The organism is Endozoicomonas sp. ALE010, from assembly GCF_049310165.1.
Lineage (GTDB): Bacteria > Pseudomonadota > Gammaproteobacteria > Pseudomonadales > Endozoicomonadaceae > Endozoicomonas.
This window is the reverse complement of record NZ_JBLYNV010000067.1, coordinates 1-16,888: the sequence shown is the minus strand read 5'-3', so window position 1 is coordinate 16,888 and position 16,888 is coordinate 1. Positions and strand designations below refer to the sequence as shown.

Sequence of the window (16,888 nt, the reverse complement as noted above, 5' to 3'; positions counted from 1 at the left end):
ATTAGAGTTTATACAAAGTTTTTCATTTGTAACAAGTAAAACAAGCCCCACCACCCTCGACTTCATCATAAATGGCGTCGAGATCCACCATCTCAATCAACTCCTGCTCCAACAAAGCATTACGCCGACGCTTTTTCTCAAAGCGCTGTAATGCTTTTTCGTGATTCCGCTTGATCTCTTCAATCCGTTTAGGATCTTCCAGAGTAGAGAGCGGTGTATCTTTCCCAAGCCAGTAATACTTTTCACCCGAAGCATTCTCATTGAGATGCTTTTCGTATCGCTTTGCTTCTTCAAAAGCTTCCGGGTGACGCTCCTTCAACTTTACCCACTCAATCTTTCTCTGGTAAAAGCAGAAAGTACAGCCACTGCGAGAGCGCCATTCATAATATTTCGGCAGACCAAGGCCAACATTATTCAAAAGATTAATAATGTCTTGTTTGTTTAGCCCATCTTCAGCAAATGGCATACGGACTTTCAGGAACTTCTCTGTTGGTACGTAACCATCTCGATAAGGTTCATCAGCCCGGATACCGACGTAACTGATGATTTCATACCCCTCTGCAATAAATGGTTTTACCCACTCTTCAAAAGGCTTCAGCTTCATCTGAATGGTGCACCAGCGCTGCTGAGCAGATGGCAGGAAGTTATTGAACTGCTTCAGCCAGTAGTCAAAGCCTTTATCATCATTCAGTCGGACAATTTCTTTCCCGAGGTAGGCCTCCAGCCTGTTGAAGTATTCATAAACTTCAGGGAGTTCCTTTCCTGTATCGGTAAAGAAGTACTCAATATCCAAGTCGGGATAAGTGTCTCGCATATAAACGGCCAAGGCTGCGCTATCCTTCCCGCCTGATAAACCTAGTACATGCTTTACTTTACGTGGCTCACTCATCAGGCTCCCTCCAACTCACATACTTGCCCAGTTGCAGGCTCAGGTTCATCGTCTGATGTCAGGAGATCCTTCAGTGCTTCCTGTAATGCCAGAGCTTTTAAATCATCAGCACTGTAACCTTTTAGCACTTTAAGCAATTTAGATTTCAGTTTCCCGACTTCCTCAGTTTGCTTTTCATTAATCGATACTTGTCGAGAAAATGTTTCAGCTCTTCGACCAGAACCAACAACCAGAGCAATCGATTTCGACTGCTCCACATCGGAATCCGGTACTCCTGCTGAAATAAAATTCTCTACTCGTTTGAAACGCTGGCAATATTCAAATAACTCTTCACGCCCCCTTGCTAGGGCTGCATCATTCCAGTCCTTAGCTGGAGCGGATGCAACAAGAGAGATCAGACTTTCTAACCAATGGTCATCAGAAGATGAGCATTGCCCAAGTAACCTAGCAAATCTCTGTAATCGAAAGTCTGCTGCAACACTCTGCACCCGTTCACAACGCTTCTCCAAGCTTGAATCCAGCTGTCCAAGTTCTTCAGTCAAAATTTTCTTGTAGCCATTCAGCATTTCCATATGCATGGATCGCAGCTGATCGATTGCATTGTTGAGTGCGTTGTCTAGCAGCTTGTCAGAGTCTTCTTCTGACTTGGCAGAATCCATACCAAAAACAGCATACAGGTCTTCAAGCAGCAAACGATATGGGTCATTTGCTTTCATGACCGCATCCCGGAACTTTTTAGCAGGCCCATCAGCTAAGCGCGCATTTTTCACCCATGCTGGCAACTGATGAACAAAGGTGACAATAGGACGAGCAACACTCAGTGCTTGAGGAGATATTTCTCTCTCTAACTTATTTCCTGCCACCTTAGCAAAAGTATGAATATAGTGGTGTTTAACTCCGCTCACCTCGAAGTAACGCACCGCTACTTCTTTTGGTGCCCGCATCATTTTATTGACGAACTCATCATCAATCTCAGGGATAAACACATACTCTCCAGTGCTGTCCTTATCGTAGTAAGCCAGCTCTTCATCCCGACTCAAGAGATATGCCAGTGCCAGAACGGGTGATAGTCCAGCCGTCAAGCCGAAGGGTTTGCTTTCCCACAGGGAGTAAATTTCCGCAAGAGTTACCAACTCAGCAGCTGTATTGATCTTTTCCTTGGCTGCTTCAAGCATCTTACGTAAGCTTTCAGAGCCTTTTTTCTTTGGAATCTTAAATCCAAACCCACCTTTTTGAGCTGCATGTAGACCTGTTTGCTTCAGGCAAGATAGGTAAATCGCTTTTTCCGGAGGAAACCCTTCATCAAGTCCAAGGTTATCCTGGTCAGAAAACTCAACCATGCGCTCCATCAGTTTACGACGGGCTGCATTGGAGGTGCCCGATGGTCTTTTGCGGTTAATCAGTTCATTGAAAATCTTGGGTGTATAGGGATACATCTGATCCGCTATTTGCGAAGCAATAACGTTGAGAGAGTCAGAACCTATTCGCTGACCATCAGACCACCAAACGCTATTGGAAAATGCTTTGTCATAAGCAGAATCCAACTCTTTTTGAGCATTCGCTTTACGTACTTCATATTCTTTGGCCGCAATTTTGTCGTGCATCAACTCAGGTGTATCTTGAGCGATGAGTTGCAGTGCCCATAACTCTTTTGCAGCTATTTTAAGCGGCTCAATATCCAGACAAACACCGGTAACATAACGAGTATTCAGCTTGCTGAACTCTGCTAATTGCTCTGCACTGTCCTCTGATTCATTCACTAATAACAAAAACGAGGCAAATGCTTCATTACGATTTTTCCAGTTTTCTTTGCCAGCATCTTCGACAGAGAGCGCAACACGCTGATCGAGCCAACGAAGCGTACCAGCTTCATGGTAGTGACGCTTGGCAATGGTGAAGCGCTGATAGTCAAGTACGTTTGTCCAGCTATCATCAAACTGTAAGTTTTCTCTTTGCTCTTCTAGCAAGCCTTCAAGGTCAAAGTCACTGCCTTCAAATACAGCCCAGGCACTCAGGTGTTTTCTGAAAGTGACAATTGACTGCAAGCGCAGCTCATCTAGAGACTGCTCCAGCGTACTCTCATCAATGTGATCCATAGCCGCTTTCAGCGCAGAGTCGGTAGCGTACATACCCAAGGTACGACCAAATAGGTTCAGCATGGCAATGGTTTTAACAATCTGCCTATGGGTATCACTTCCACTATTACTGATACGAATTACTGCTTCACTGGCTACCGACCATGCATGACCATCATTGGTGCCAACAATATGATGTTCAAGATTGCTCTCAAGGTAATCCCATAAGTTGTAGAGTCGGTAGCTAACATTTTCACCATCATCATGATCTTCAAGAAAGCGGTGAAAACTATGAGGCTCTCTTGAGTTCAAAAAGCTAAAAGTGCTTCGTTCATTCTGACTAAAGCGGCGTTTTGATATTGGACCAAGCAGCAGTGCCACGGTCGGATGCAGTGGAAAACAGTCCAGGAGGCGGCGCTGAAGGACTTTGTTCGTGCGCAGTTTCTCTCGCTGCAATGTTTTGCAAACTTTCTCCACCAGCTGACTATGGTATTGGGCAGAGTCATCCAAAAGTGCCAGCTGTGCCTCAAGAGACTGGGCGATCAGAGCAACTGTTTCATCTTCAGAAACATTGTAAAGCAGGTCAGTATAGCGACCTTGTATTTTTGCCCATTCATCCTGAATATTCTTCCCGCGTGACTGGGCATACTCACTGAACGCTTGATGCAAAAAGCCGACGAACAGTCCAGGCACTTCTGAGAACAGTTCAGCAAAATTCTGGAAAAATTGAACCTTTAGAGCTTTGTTAGCGCCGCTACTATCATCACGAATGAAATGCTCAACAGTTTTGCCCATCTCATCTAGCATGAACAAGACACCATCGACTTTTCCCTTTACGTCTTTGAGCATTGCCTGCATAAAGGCATAAAACTCATCTGAACTTGGGGCAGTTGATGGTTGATCGTATTTTTCTGCTAACTTGCTGGTGCCTGGATGTTCAGATAGGGCTTTGATGACAGCTTGCCACATAGAACCAACGGGATGGCCAATACCTCCCACTGCCCTGATGATTAACCAGCCTTTATCAACTTTGAAATAACGTCCAAACTCTTTGTCAAAAGCCTTGCCTAGACGTGCTTTTGCTGCGCTGCGAATCTGCTTGTTATCATGCAAGCAACCAGCTAATAAAAGGGCAATGGTAGACTTACCGGTACCATACGGGCCGGTTACGGTAAACGCTCGCTGTCTTGCTTCTGAATACTGCTTACCCAGTGTACGCAGTGTATTTTCAGCTGTGCCATGAAATACAAGGCCAGGAAAGAATTCAGGTGACAGGTCGTTATCAATACGGGTAGCACGCTGATAGCGAACATTGATGAAATATTTGTCTGCAAGCAGCATTGTTTACCCTGGATAGTATTGGCTGAGAATGAAAGACTTGGAGTCATTCAGGTTAACAATATCGTCGCACTGAATCTGGCGTAAGCCTTGAGTGTCCGTCCAAGAAATGCGTTTATCAGTCAATTCCTCAACCAAATCCAGACGGTTCGCCAAAGCACTCTGTGACAAGCGAAAGATTCGAGCAGGTGAACCCTCAGCGGTCAGTAACCGATCAAAAGAAATCGTTTTACTCTCTTTGGCATACATATTCCAAAAATCGATAAGAGCATAAGTGAACACCTCAATAGGCAGGCTTTCCTGTTCGCCCAGATCAGCATTGTATTTTTTATAGCGCCCATCTTCTAATGTACGGATCAAGCCTAACTCGACGAGAGGAGAGGAAAAGCTGTCTTCACTGATCTTGGAGTTTGAGGAACTTCTATAAGTATAACCCTGCAAAAAGCAATCGATATCTTTGCTGACCGTTTTTTGGTTGAGCGTTTTCTTTACGGCTTTTTCGCTACCATCAAATTTCAGTTTTTCAGCATCTAAGGTCAGAGAGTCTAGTAGTTGCTGCTTATCGAAACGCTGACCGTTAAACCGGTTAAAAAACCACCGATAAGACGTAACTGTATGGTAATCACGGTTCAGCAACCAGTGCAGCAGCCAGACTGTACCAATACGTTCCATATAAGGGTCCCATCCCGGCACCCCTTTCTCTTCCCCAAAAAGATCAGCTGCAATTTCTGTCAGGGTGTCTTGTTCACGGTTAGCATCATCGATCATTTTTGATGCAATAGTCCAATAAGCTATAGAACTAACCATGTTTTTACCTACGCCCATACGGACGACAGCTTTCTCTTTATCTTCTGAACTACCTGAGGTTACGGGCTTCAACGGCTTGTCATCATACTGATCGCGCACGGATGAAACGGCCTTGTACAACCACCCGTACCGAAGAGGAAAAGTCTCATGCCCTGAAAATTTAGCCGTATAATTTGCCACTTGCACCTGCCGTTTTATTTGCCACTGGAGTTAACCTCCAGTGACTGATTGTCCGTTAGATCAATTTTTAAGGCAAGGCGTAAGATTATAAATTCATCACGGAATCCACCTAACCACCCTGCTCAAAGTACTGTATATAAAAACAGTCATCACAGGATTAGTAAAGCTCTTCACAGTCTTTATTGACTTTGTAGAAGCGATAACCCTTAACCTCGAGGTTATAACCATGCTTTAGCACTTCGGTAAAGGTGTCGTAGTCGAGACCATAACCATCCATGTCAGGCAACTCCAGGGCGCGAAGTTTTTTATCAAAGGATTTCTGCTTGTCATAATCAGCAAAGCCTTCATCAATCAACTTGGACTTCCAATACAGAGGCTGCGGGGCATACGTGCCGTCCGTATAATTATAAAGTTCTATCTCCTGCTTTCTCAGATTAATTTTTATACGATCCTGCAGCATCGGAATCGGTTTAGTCTCAAACCCTTCGTACTTCATCAAGGTTAACTTTCCAGAACGAATGTGCACTTTAACCAAGTCAACATCGCTCACATCACCATACAGCAGAGTGGCGCAACCGATATAAAGTCGTAAGGCGGGAGGAAGGTCAGTAACAAATTTGGAGTGTATGACAAGGGAATGCCCCTCGTTCAGGATGCTTGCAGGTAACTGCTCGTGAGCCTGACAGCAAGCTTGCTCTATTGCATCTGTTCCTCCCAACGAAAATAGTAGGGTTTGCGCATTAGCCTGTACTGTTTTGTAATCACCAAAAAAAGCCTTTATGTCTCGCTTGAGCTTTTCTGGCATATGCCTATAAGGCTTACGCTTACAAAACTGCTGAAGAGCAAAGTATATGAGCAAGTCTTCCCGGCGGTCATTTTCAGCCTTTTCAAAATCACTAATCTCGTAACGCCCACACAAAATCCGGAAGGCTTTTTTAGGCGAGCCCACCACTGCTTTAACCTGCTCATATTGGCTGAATTCATCTGCAGCAGGTAGACGACCATAGTCCAGACAACTGACCCAGAACTGCTCCAGCAACGCACCATGCTCGACAAAAAGAATGTCTGACCTTGGCACCTTAACCGGCTTCTGGGTTAACTGCTTCCAGTGATGGCTGACTCTTCGCTGTTTGTTGGCAAGGTATAGCTGCTCTTCATCTTTATCTTTGAAGATATAGAAAATACCGGGGGCAACCGCTATCGGGTCTTCTTCAACAATATGTTCAATAAAATGCTGAAGCTCACTCTGGGTATAATATTTTTGAAATGTGTTCCGTGAAGTAATGACACCATCTTTATAGCGCTTAAACTTCTTTATATGCTCTTCTCCGGCAATCATTGCCGAAACCACCAGTAGCTTTTTTGTTAGTCGCCAGGCACCTAACAGGGCATTAACACGCTCCTCCAAGTCTTCAATCACATTGATCACATAGCCAATGTTCACCAAATCAGCAGTGACCTTTTCGCCATCCGGCCGCCAATTAGGATCCCAACCCGAAGCAGAAAGACCATGTGCCTCCAGCTCGCATAGGTCATCGCCCCGCCCACAGCCATAGTCAAATAGCGTGTAGTCGCCTTCCAGGTAGCCTTGCTTTGCCAGGGTTTTCATCGGGGCAGATAAAGCATCACGAGAAAGTGCAGTTCGATGACGCTCTATTTTCTGTGCTGTCGGCGCTAACGAGGATGACCGAAAAAGCCTGCCATCCACCAGTTCATAACCGCGTTCATGAATCAGCGATTCCCAGGTTTGCCTGAAACCAATGATTTTTGCATTGTCGTATAAACCGGCCTCTTCGCCTTCCCGGGTGATATTACAAAACTCCTCATAGTAAGGGTCATCCGGAGCGACCATTGTTTCTTTACGATGCAGGATGGGAGGATTGATGCCGGAAAACTTATTATGCTTGTAACGTTCTCGTTCAAAATCGAGACTTAGGCTGGAGTGAAGAGCGGGATATGCCTCTTCATAAAAATCCGGGTAGTTCAACAACGAAACACCAAAGCCTCTGGTTTGCAGTTTAATCACCGTCCATGGAACATCCTGGCCAAGGGCTTCCAGCTTCTGGGAAATCCATTGGCCTAATTCTGCCGCTTCTTTATGAAACGTGCTTTTGTGGAGATAAACGGCTCCCGGTAATTTTTTACCATACTGAAGCTCTTTTACATGGGCCTGAAAAATCTCTGGCGTCATCGCAACGATTCCCCGATCAGTTCAAATCTGTCACCTGATAATTTTTATGAGATAGTCAACGACGCTAGTCGAACCAGGCTTGGAGAAGATTTTGTAACAGGGTCACTTACCCTGAGCTTGTAGCCAGCCTGCAGATACGTCAGCACATCACTCAACGACTCCAGATAGATATAATCCCGCTGAAATCGAGTTTTGCTCACTACATATCTGCCACAACAGTGTTTGTGAGGTGTACAAACAGTTCCTGCCTGTTTTCCTCGAGTAACCCTATAAGAGATCGATGGCTCCATAATACAAACTCACACTATATGTATGACTGGAGCTTAAGGCACTTCAACCCAGCTATACAACTCTCCATCTACTTCAGATGGGTTCTGACTTACACAAAAACAAAGGGGGCTTACTAAAAGTTATCTCATTCGACAGTTTATTGATGACGGACTGGGAGTATTACCACGGAGACTCACTGACAGAAAATGATACTTTAGAACCAAAAAATCCCTGCGGTTCACCTGTCACTTTTCTGCGCCATATGATAGAACTCAACCCCAAACATTGATCCTGACCTTTAGGCACATCCATGCAATTTGACTTAGACACATACCCAAGTGTCAAACTCCTTGCCCAGCAGCTTGAGAAGGTATCTGGCAAACCGGCTCTGATCGTTATGGATCCGTCCATTGGGGATATGCTGTCGACTCAAATCACGGCTCGCACACCCGGGCAGCCTGCACATGTGGTTAAGGTTAATTCGAAATATCACGCTTTTCGTCATGCCCTGGCTTCCGTTCAGCTACGCTTTATTCTCCGTCGGTACCAGATACAGTCTCCCCTGAAAGATGTTGGGCTGGCACCTGGAGCGGTTGAAATCATCAGTGAGCAGCTAAAGAATGTCGAGCAGGTTCCTGCAGGCCAGTTGCCGGATATCGCGCAGAGTATCGCTGGTAACCTGATCGTACAACTGCGCTCTGCCCTGCCCACGGTGGCCGTGCACCATGAGCTGCAGAAGTACCAGAGTGAGCTCTGGGAGCAGCAGCAGGAAGCGATCAAGATAACTATCAATAACAATCTGCAATCGCTGAAAGAGACCATTTTCCCGGCTCAACTGGTACGCTGGAATCGCCTGCTGGCGGCCACAGAGAGTTTTGGCCTGGCCAGCATCATCAAAAACAAACCGCTGATGGTTCCGTTTGAGTCCCTTGGGCTGCTTGAGCCCGCCAAAGAAATTGCCGGGCCGTTACTGCTCGGTGAGTATGATGGGCTTGATGATCTGGAGCTGGTAGAAATAACAGCCAACAAAATTAATATGACGGAGTTGCATCAGTGGATCTGAATCGCGATGTGGTAATTTCCCTGGCGCAGTTTGACCGGTCTCAACTGCCAGCAGATCAGCAAAACCTTGAGGGCATTGATTTCCGCTTTGCCGTGGTGGATCACCTGAAAGCCAGGTATCGGGAGCTTGGCCACCATGTGGAGGTCAGGGCGGATTTGGAAAAAGTGGTTATCTCTCCACAGGCCAATGATGCGAATATTCTTAAAGCCCTGAATGTCGGCAATTTGCAGTATGGTATTGAGCTTTGTGATGAGCTGTTAAGGCAAGACCCGGATAATGGCAGTGCACTTTACAATTCCGCCATGGCGCTGTCTGACCTTAACCAGCTGGATAAAGCCATTGAGCGGCTGCAGCACTTAATTGAGGTGCAGGGAAACTCTGCAGGAGCCAATGTCTATGTTGCCCTGGGTGTTGCCTATGCCCGCCAGCGCACTGTGGCCAAAGCGATTAACGCGTTTGAGTATGCCCTGAACATAGAGCCTGCTAATCAGTTTGCTTTACGTAATGTGGCCAGTCTTTATTCTGCAGAAGACAGAAATGATGAGGCACTGGGCATCTATGAAAACCTTGCCCCCATGTGCCCACAAGACCCAATCACGCAGCTGGGCTATGGTGAAGCACTTCGGAAAGCCGGTCGGCGCGATGAAGCCATTACTCAATTCAATATCGTTTTAACCATCGCTCCCGGTTCTCCTCAAGCTCAGCAGGCAAAAGAGAGCAAAACGGCATTATCCACAGAAAAGAACGCGCAAATCAAAGAGGAAGCGGGCGGCTTGAGAATGGACGCGGTCATGTACATAACCGATGCCATGAAAGCTTACGACAGCCTCCCTGAAGAACAGGCGAGAAACCTGTTCATTGAGGTTGCCATGAAAGGCCAGTCGGGTTTTGACACGGATAGTTCAGAGCAGAAATATACGCTGAAGGCGATGCCTGGCCAGCACTATTCCGGTTTTCACCTGGTATGCATGATGTACGTTGGCTGTCGAAAAGTGCTGGGCAGTGATGGCTCTGAAATGGGCATTGATCTGGCCGATGAGTACAAGATGGCTGAGCAGACGTATAAATCCGGATCTTAACTATTTCTGTGCGGTTCAGCCCAGGCAGTGTGCAGTTCAGAATACATCTTCTTCATACTGCCAGCCATACCCACCTGCCGATGCTCTCTTTCCCCGGCAGACTTTGGCAATATTGGAATGCCAGATACCCAGCTCTCTCTCCACATCGGCGATACATCCCCAGCGTTTCAGCACTTTCCCTGTCCTGGTGCTCAACTGCAGCACTGCCACACTGCAGGCATTTTCTTCTCCGATAATATGCTCTTTAAGGCCAAGGGCCACAGCATTTTTCTGGCTTTCGGAGTTATTGACCCAGGCAAGGTTTTCCAGACGGGGATCTTTTTTGTTGCCGTTGAGATGGATGACCATGGGTTTGTTCAAAGGGTTCGGTATAAACACTTCTCCAAGCAGGCGATGGAGAGAATAGGTATATTTTTTATTGTGCTTATGGAGTGATACTGAATACCCCCCCTTGGGATGGTCTGTTAACTTGACCAGCATCTCTTTATCCCGCACGCCAGCATTCCTGCTTTTTATACGGCCTTTGTTGGATATCCAGTAAAGGCCTGCAAATTCAGGAATTTCCCGCCACTCCTCTCCCTCAAGATCAGCGACCTGCGAAGTCACTTTCCGCTGAATGCCAAAGTGCGACTGCAACAGTTTGGCGATGGTATAGCCTTTATGTTTGCAGCCATCATAAAGCAACACTGACTCATGATTCCCGATGACTCTTTTGGCCAGCAGTTTGCCGGTGGCAAGGCTACGGATATCGCCGGTATTCGATATTTCATAGCGGGATTCCAGCCCTTTAACGGGTAGCCAGTCTGATACGGTATTATTCAACAATCGATAACCATTACTCGGCGAAATAACTGGTGCCAGATTATAGGGTTTGGGGAGGTAGAAATATATCTGCCTGGTGTAGGGAAATATCAAGAAACTCAACACCGCTGGCTCATAGGTCTGCCTGGGTTCAAACTTCACAGAAGCAGGGTTGCGCATCCGGAGCCAGGTCACCGATTAATGGCATTCGTCACCATCATCCAGTCGTTGTCCTGCAAGACTCCCATAACTGTCATTTTATTTACTCACTGAGGCTTGCCAAAGCCAAATCTCACAAGCCTTCACCATTTCCACCTTAAACTTAACCGTTGATCATCATCTCACCTCAGGCAGAAATAAAACGAATAATTCAACTATGATAATCCATAAAATCCAGTGTTTTTTTAAACTACCAGTCATTTTATAAGGAAGTACTATGAGCTTTGGTGGTCCACAGATTTATTGTCCAAAATGCCAGTCATTTAACCAATGTAAAGCCGTCCCTCCAAGTAGCATAGGTGAATCATCACAAAGGCGTTTTTATTACTCTGATCATGATGATGTAGCCTGGTTCAGGAGAGCCCGTCACTGTAGCAACTGCCAGGAGACTTTTCTCTCAGCGGAAGTTGATGAGGCTTTGCTTGAAGAACTCATAGAACTAAGAAAAAAACTGGTTTCAAAAAGAGAAATTGTAATCGATAAAATCCGATCAAAGGCTCCATGGATTAACCGAGAGGAGACAATTCCACGACATTTAGCGGAATCATTTATCAGGCGAACAGCATGGTGGCATACCCACTCATCCGGAAAGCCGGTGAGAGCACCAAAACATGCTGAACGAATTGAATCGTCGCGCCATGGATGGCAGGTTACCTTTGGAGGAAACTCCTTTCTGGTCGGTAAAGCTATAGAGCGCTGCAGAAAAGAAATAAATAACTTCATGGAAGCATCACTTATTACAGATGGCTCTGATATAGAAGAGCTTAAAAATAAATTAGTACTGCATATCAGAGGAGCCGTTGCCAATAATGATGGCTATGAGTATGAGGGCTATTACCCCATTCAACAAAATGACATGATGTTTGGAGCTCAATCCATTGATATTAAGGACGCAGTCAACTTTATAATAGAGCAGTCCGGGATTCGTTCACTCTTCAAATAAAAAATAACTAATGGAGTATCTGATGGATGAGTCTTTTTTAAAAATGTGCTGTTATGTAGAGATACTGGATAAAACAGAAAGATCAAACATAGCAAAATCCGTCATAAAAAATAAAAATATGATAAAAGTTTTCGAACCTAATTTGATTGGCTTTGCCTCAAGCAAGATAAATTCAGAAAACAGTGGCCTCTTAATATCCAGAAAACACCCTCAGTTGACAGTAAATATAAAATCAATTTCAAGACTTATGGCTGCAACCAATCTCAGAGAAAAATATGCTAGAAAACTACTAAAACTTCACAGGATTGGCTTGGCAACACTAATAGGAAAAAATATTGATTATAACAGCGTCATACCCATTACTAATGGAAAAGTAAAAATACTGATAAATGATGAAAATCAGGTCATTATCCCAAGCTTGCTTTCTTATGAAGACTGGGTAAATGTCACAAAAGCAAGGCATCCAAAGGAATACATTGCTGCCTGCTCTCTTAAGAAAAGAGACCTGATCCTTAACACCATCAGACACTCCATTGGCATTTATGATGAAGCCTGGCATCAGTTACCAGAAAGCTGTTATGGCCATATCTGCCGACGCTTTGTCCAAACCATATGTAAAAAATATCCTGCCTTGGATACAAATGCTAAGCGATGGCTGGAACAAAAATCACTCTCTGAAAATGTTGATAAACTGACTCTGGATGCGGATTATTTCTGGGATAAAAGCAAGTTTTTCCTTTGTAAGGATCCTGATAATTTTCTTAACGATATAGCATCATACTGCCCCGGTGATAATCCATATTGACTATCCAAAAATTACATGGAAAACAGGGTCGGGTCTTGATAATTGTTGATTTTTCTGGATAAAGGCGATCACGATAAAAGTTCCGGAGGCTATAGAAGAACCTCTGTCACGATAGACTATATCCCTACCTTTTCATATCCAATTCCCAGTAATCCATAATTCGCACCCGGCCAATGGTCTGCATATCCGGCTGCCGGGTGCTGGTCTGATCCAGCCCTTTGTAGGTAATCAGGAAATTGCATAACTTCTTTTTACCGTTTTCCTCACGCTGAGCCAGAAACATGCCCGGCCCCGGGCGCAGTTCTCTTTCCACCATCAGTAAGGTAAACCCGGTAAAGCACTCGATAGTCTCAGGCACATAATAATATTCATAGAGTTTCTTATCCCGGGGTTTGTGCTGATAGCTGAGAAAAACATCCGGCACCCGGGCAGTCACTTCATACCAATCGCCTTCCGGTGGCACCACGGTGACATGGGTCAGCATCAGCGGGTTAGCCGGAGGCTCTCTGGTTGGCTCCGGTTCCGGGTCGTAAGGATCACCCATCCCCGTGCCCAGCCAGTGGCTGGAGACACCGGTGGCCACCGCCAGACGCTCCACATATTTATGGGGGTTATCAATTTTGCCACTGGCCAGACGGTAGAGATAACTCCGCTCAATGCCGGTTTCCCGGGAAAGGGCACTGGCAGTTTTCACCCCCTTCAGTTTCATGGCCTTGGCCAGCCGATCGGCAAAAGTATTACTCATTATTTATATCCTCTGCCTGTAACAGGCTTACGCCAGATGCTTTTAACTCACCATCAATACTGATCAGGCTGTAGGTCTTTTTCTCTTCCTGGGTGGCACTGTTAAAGACCGTCTTCTCATTGGCAAAAATGGTGACTGTGTCGCCCATTCTGAATGGCCTGACGATTTCGTACATTTGTTTGCTGTATCGGATTTTGATTAGCTGGTCTTCGGCATTTCGGATGGCCAGCTTGCCAGAGCGGCTGATCAGCTCAACAATTCCCTCTATTTTCACTTCTACTGGATCGGTACTGCTGAAACCATCCAGCAGGGTTTCCAGCATCTGGATTTTATCCCGTCGACCATGCCAGAAATGTTTCTGTTCATTGCCGCCAGTCCAGCTGATATCAATTTCGATATGCTGTTGCCGCAGGACTTTCAGAAATTTCGCCAGCGCATGGGAGCTTCTCAGGCCCAGGTTATCCACCTGTTCGCTAAGGCCAAGGTTCATATCTTTATTGAGCAGATCAAACAGGCCGGACAGGCTATTTTCCAACAGGCTTACACCAAACAGGTCAGGCGACGTATCTCCGGTAATATAGAGGCGGGAGGAACCATGCCCGATATCTGCAAACCGGAGATTAATTGGCCGGGTAATTTCTGCCGGAATGGTTCCGGCCAGATCCTGTCCATGGTGAATTTTTGCCGCCGCAGCAAACACCAGACCAGAAAAGTGTTTGGCCAGATTCGCCAACAGATCCAGGGGAACAGAGCCGTTGTTCACATCCGCCCCCATCAGGCGAAGCTCTATCACTTCTTTTTCGCGCTTCTCTTTTTCAGAACTCAGCTTAAAGTGAAGGTCATTAATATGCTGCTCTAAAGAGTGGATGCTCAGGGACAGGGCGAAGTTCTCCCCTTCTTCCGCCAGCCGGTTTTTCTTGCTGTCCAGCAGCGCTTCGGTTTTTTTGATCCGCTTTTCTAAATAGGAAATGTTCATAGTGCTTCCCCAATTTTAATTTTAGGGATTCCTTTGGGTCTGTCGTTTCTGTCTAAACCATAAATTTCCTTCCAGAGGTTGTGATCTTCCTGAAGGTCGGTGACAAAAATTACATCGCAGTCGTATCGGAGTCTGATCGCCTCATTGCTATCAAAAACATCGAATAACCGCTGCTGCTGATTGGCAGACAGGGCATTGACCCCGTTCACATCCGCCACAACCAACAGGTCGATATCTCTTGGGCTTTCTTTGTATGTTGAAAACGAACCATCAATCCAGATCTCCATCTCAACAGGGAACTCTTTCAGTTTTTCCAGAAATGCCTCAAAGCAGTTCAGCAGATGCGCTCTTCTCGACGGGTCTTTAAAATGGGTGACAAACAATTCGGGCATGTCCGACAGGGTGATGCTGTGCATGCCTGGGGCGAATAGGGGTGGGTAGTCCATAGTATATCTTGTTTTAATACGTAGAGGTATGGCGTGTATAAAGCGTCAGATGTACTGCTTGTGTTCACGCCAGATCACAGAGAGTTAATGGCTTAGTATCAGCCTACTAAAACCTGGGAACACATTCCGTTGATTTATTATTCAACCATGACTCTATGACTATTGCCTGCTGTTTGGTTTGACTGTTATTCAGCAGGTTATAAATTGATACTTTGGATTTATTATTTTCAACAAACTCTATTTCAACATGCATATAGTAATGCTGTGCATGCCTGTTTCTTAGATCCACTGTAGATTTTTTCAAGGTTTCAAAGTTTTTAGACTCAACAGTAAAAATTCCAGACTCACAATACACACTTAAATCAGCAACAATTTTCGCTGCCTCTATGTAACTATGATCTGTATAAAAGATATTCATCAGGTTATGAGACTTTACATCACGACCAGTGGTGCACAGGCGGTTATCATGCTGACCATCGTGAGGATAAACAGACCCTTTTTCATACAGTTTTCTTTTTACAACTATTTATTTATGGTGTATGAGTTACCAGCGATTACACAGCTTCCTTTCACAAGGTATGCAATCATGGTCACCGTCCATATTGGTGCCAGGGCAATTATCTCGGTAAAAAGTGGCTTCTTCAAAGGAAGTCATTTGGGAACAATGGGTTTTGCCACTGCAGCTAAACCTGGCAGTACCACTGGACGAGAGGACTCAAATAGTGACATAACCGCTTTATGTTCTGGAATGCCAAGGGTATTGTTTTTACTCTTGACATCGGGAAGACTCATATGTGTTATGCAATTCCTTCAAATTTGAAGATAAGACGCGGAGCATGCTTTATTACAAATCTTGCGACATCATCCCCTGCTAGCAAATCAATTGGCCTATTGATTTCTTCTGACACCTTTTGAATCTCGTTTTCTAGCTGTTCAGTACTATTTCCAGTAGTGATAATCATTCCAGCATCAGCAGCATACTTTTCAATACCTTCTCTAACTTGAGCTACTGCCTGCAAGCTATTATGATCACCTCCAAACGATTTAACTTGAATAATTATTTTGTTTTCAAAAACAAGATTGCCAATGGAGCTACTTCTAGTTGTAACAATAAGATCAGCACCATGATCTGTTTTCCAACCAAACCCATTTTCATTTACATCAATCACTCCATCAATTTCTCTAAATACTTTTGCAAGAAATCTTTCTAATTCCTTGCTCTTATTCATTATATGAATGGATTCAGTTATTTCTGCCATTAACTTTTCTGTTCTTTCCTTTAAATGAAACTCCCCCCTAGTTTCGGAGCGTGAAAGCCTAACTGTTTTGTTTTTTAAATTCTCTATAGATAGCTTAAAATCTTGTTCTGCATAAACCCTATGATACCTACCCCTAGGCCTTAAGTTTACAGAGGGTAAAACATTATCATCTCTACGATCGAACTCAATAACTGACTCTTTATCTACTTCGAAACAGTGTCTAAAATCATCACCAAAAGGGCATTTTAAACCTTCATCAAAATCATATTCTTTTGTTACTCTAGCGGCTATACATTTCCCCCAAACAGGAGTATTTATATGAACAATCCAATCATCTTTTTTTATTTGAAGAAGAAATAATTGTTTAGAATGCCAATCACTCCAATTATCTTTCAATTTTAAGTTATGTTCATCTTTTTGAGACCAACCAAACCTAGATACACCTTTCTTAATTGATTGATATACTAGATTTCTTGCTTGATCATCATCAACCTTATTAAATGCCCAAATAGTCATTCAATTCTCCATAAAAGAGATATATTATCGGCTTGAGTTCCTAATACCAAATTTTGCGTAGGTAGAAGGAGGTGCCCGTTGGATTTTTGTTAGATTTACTTCTCCCACCGTTTACCTTCTGCTTCCTATGGTAAAGCAGGCTGGCTACCAATTTTTCTTATTTTCCCATTTTGAATATGATGGGTATTCCGGAAACATTCGGCCACCCATTCCGGTAACATCCGGCCACTGATTCCGGAAACATTCGGCCACCTATTCCGGTAACATCCGGCCACCCTTTTCCAGC

14 protein-coding genes and 1 pseudogene are annotated in these 16,888 nt (G+C 44.7%); 4 read left to right on the top strand and 11 right to left on the bottom strand.

Annotated elements, in window-relative coordinates:
• Nucleotides 1–22: 22 nt before the first annotated feature.
• The 4 genes from ACO6UY_RS20620 to ACO6UY_RS20605 all read right to left on the bottom strand — a co-directional run bounded on the left by ACO6UY_RS20620 (nucleotide 23) and on the right by ACO6UY_RS20605 (nucleotide 7,480).
• A complete protein-coding gene (locus tag ACO6UY_RS20620) occupies nucleotides 23–889 on the bottom strand; it encodes a phosphoadenosine phosphosulfate reductase family protein (protein WP_422491063.1) in 867 nt (288 codons plus the stop codon).
• Nucleotides 889–4,305: a hypothetical protein gene (locus ACO6UY_RS20615; protein WP_422491061.1), complete on the bottom strand. Its 3,417-nt coding sequence runs from the start codon at nucleotides 4,303–4,305 to the stop codon at nucleotides 889–891. The genes ACO6UY_RS20620 and ACO6UY_RS20615 overlap by 1 nt, the downstream gene beginning before the upstream one ends.
• Nucleotides 4,306–4,308: 3 nt before the next feature.
• The gene (locus ACO6UY_RS20610; RefSeq protein WP_422491059.1) at nucleotides 4,309–5,289 is read right to left on the bottom strand and encodes a DUF4007 family protein; all 981 of its coding nucleotides are present in this window, start codon (nucleotides 5,287–5,289) and stop codon (nucleotides 4,309–4,311) included.
• 157 nt (nucleotides 5,290–5,446) lie between these two features.
• On the bottom strand, nucleotides 5,447–7,480 hold the full coding sequence (locus ACO6UY_RS20605; RefSeq protein WP_422491058.1) for a DNA phosphorothioation-associated putative methyltransferase: 2,034 nt from the start codon (nucleotides 7,478–7,480) through the stop codon (nucleotides 5,447–5,449).
• Between the two features lie 667 nt (nucleotides 7,481–8,147).
• On the opposite strand from ACO6UY_RS20605, the gene ACO6UY_RS20600 reads away from it, so the two are divergent.
• Together ACO6UY_RS20600 and ACO6UY_RS20595 are read left to right on the top strand one after the other, a co-directional pair.
• A complete protein-coding gene (locus ACO6UY_RS20600) occupies nucleotides 8,148–8,813 on the top strand; it encodes a hypothetical protein (protein WP_422491057.1) in 666 nt (221 codons plus the stop codon).
• On the top strand, nucleotides 8,804–9,892 hold the full coding sequence (locus ACO6UY_RS20595) for a tetratricopeptide repeat protein (RefSeq protein ID WP_422491056.1): 1,089 nt from the start codon (nucleotides 8,804–8,806) through the stop codon (nucleotides 9,890–9,892). Before ACO6UY_RS20600 ends, ACO6UY_RS20595 begins: the two co-directional genes overlap by 10 nt.
• A 36-nt stretch (nucleotides 9,893–9,928) precedes the next feature.
• On the opposite strand, the gene ACO6UY_RS20590 is transcribed toward ACO6UY_RS20595, so the two are convergent.
• Nucleotides 9,929–10,714 (bottom strand): NUMOD4 domain-containing protein, encoded by a 786-nt coding sequence (locus ACO6UY_RS20590; protein ID WP_422491054.1) that lies wholly within the window; start codon nucleotides 10,712–10,714, stop codon nucleotides 9,929–9,931.
• A 415-nt stretch (nucleotides 10,715–11,129) separates the two neighbouring features.
• On the opposite strand from ACO6UY_RS20590, the gene ACO6UY_RS20585 reads away from it, so the two are divergent.
• Nucleotides 11,130–11,855, top strand: coding sequence for a hypothetical protein (locus ACO6UY_RS20585; RefSeq protein WP_422491052.1), 726 nt, complete (start codon nucleotides 11,130–11,132; stop codon nucleotides 11,853–11,855).
• 22 nt (nucleotides 11,856–11,877) lie between these two features.
• The gene (locus ACO6UY_RS20580; RefSeq protein WP_422491051.1) at nucleotides 11,878–12,660 is read left to right on the top strand and encodes a hypothetical protein; all 783 of its coding nucleotides are present in this window, start codon (nucleotides 11,878–11,880) and stop codon (nucleotides 12,658–12,660) included.
• Nucleotides 12,661–12,784: 124 nt separating this feature from the next.
• Here the strand turns inward: ACO6UY_RS20580 and ACO6UY_RS20575 are convergent, their stop codons facing one another.
• The 6 genes and pseudogenes from ACO6UY_RS20575 to ACO6UY_RS20550 form a co-directional block, all read right to left on the bottom strand.
• Complete coding sequence (locus ACO6UY_RS20575; protein WP_422491050.1) at nucleotides 12,785–13,405, bottom strand: helix-turn-helix domain-containing protein; 621 nt, start codon at nucleotides 13,403–13,405, stop codon at nucleotides 12,785–12,787.
• Nucleotides 13,398–14,381, bottom strand: coding sequence for a hypothetical protein (locus ACO6UY_RS20570; RefSeq protein ID WP_422491049.1), 984 nt, complete (start codon nucleotides 14,379–14,381; stop codon nucleotides 13,398–13,400). The genes ACO6UY_RS20575 and ACO6UY_RS20570 overlap by 8 nt, the downstream gene beginning before the upstream one ends.
• Nucleotides 14,378–14,827 (bottom strand): DUF6932 family protein, encoded by a 450-nt coding sequence (locus ACO6UY_RS20565; protein WP_422491047.1) that lies wholly within the window; start codon nucleotides 14,825–14,827, stop codon nucleotides 14,378–14,380. The genes ACO6UY_RS20570 and ACO6UY_RS20565 overlap by 4 nt, the downstream gene beginning before the upstream one ends.
• A 106-nt stretch (nucleotides 14,828–14,933) precedes the next feature.
• Entirely contained in the window at nucleotides 14,934–15,245 is a 312-nt protein-coding gene (locus ACO6UY_RS20560) for a hypothetical protein (RefSeq protein ID WP_422491046.1), read from the bottom strand.
• 126 nt (nucleotides 15,246–15,371) lie between these two features.
• Nucleotides 15,372–15,485 (bottom strand): annotated as a pseudogene (locus tag ACO6UY_RS20555) (excalibur calcium-binding domain-containing protein); the annotation flags it as partial.
• Nucleotides 15,486–15,624: 139 nt separating this feature from the next.
• The gene (locus ACO6UY_RS20550) at nucleotides 15,625–16,602 is read right to left on the bottom strand and encodes a restriction endonuclease (RefSeq protein WP_422491044.1); all 978 of its coding nucleotides are present in this window, start codon (nucleotides 16,600–16,602) and stop codon (nucleotides 15,625–15,627) included.
• Between the last annotated feature and the right edge of the window lie 286 nt (nucleotides 16,603–16,888).

Coding starts and splice junctions, on each gene's coding strand:
- ACO6UY_RS20620 (WP_422491063.1), bottom strand. CDS start 889: ATGAGTGAGCCACGTAAAGTAAAGCATGTACTAGGTTTATCAGGCGGG.
- ACO6UY_RS20615 (WP_422491061.1), bottom strand. CDS start 4,305: ATGCTGCTTGCAGACAAATATTTCATCAATGTTCGCTATCAGCGTGCT.
- ACO6UY_RS20605 (WP_422491058.1), bottom strand. CDS start 7,480: ATGACGCCAGAGATTTTTCAGGCCCATGTAAAAGAGCTTCAGTATGGT.
- ACO6UY_RS20600 (WP_422491057.1), top strand. CDS start 8,148: ATGGATCCGTCCATTGGGGATATGCTGTCGACTCAAATCACGGCTCGC.
- ACO6UY_RS20585 (WP_422491052.1), top strand. CDS start 11,130: ATGAGCTTTGGTGGTCCACAGATTTATTGTCCAAAATGCCAGTCATTT.
- ACO6UY_RS20580 (WP_422491051.1), top strand. CDS start 11,878: ATGGATGAGTCTTTTTTAAAAATGTGCTGTTATGTAGAGATACTGGAT.
- ACO6UY_RS20575 (WP_422491050.1), bottom strand. CDS start 13,405: ATGAGTAATACTTTTGCCGATCGGCTGGCCAAGGCCATGAAACTGAAG.
- ACO6UY_RS20570 (WP_422491049.1), bottom strand. CDS start 14,381: ATGAACATTTCCTATTTAGAAAAGCGGATCAAAAAAACCGAAGCGCTG.
- ACO6UY_RS20565 (WP_422491047.1), bottom strand. CDS start 14,827: ATGGACTACCCACCCCTATTCGCCCCAGGCATGCACAGCATCACCCTG.
- ACO6UY_RS20560 (WP_422491046.1), bottom strand. CDS start 15,245: ATGAATATCTTTTATACAGATCATAGTTACATAGAGGCAGCGAAAATT.
- ACO6UY_RS20550 (WP_422491044.1), bottom strand. CDS start 16,602: ATGACTATTTGGGCATTTAATAAGGTTGATGATGATCAAGCAAGAAAT.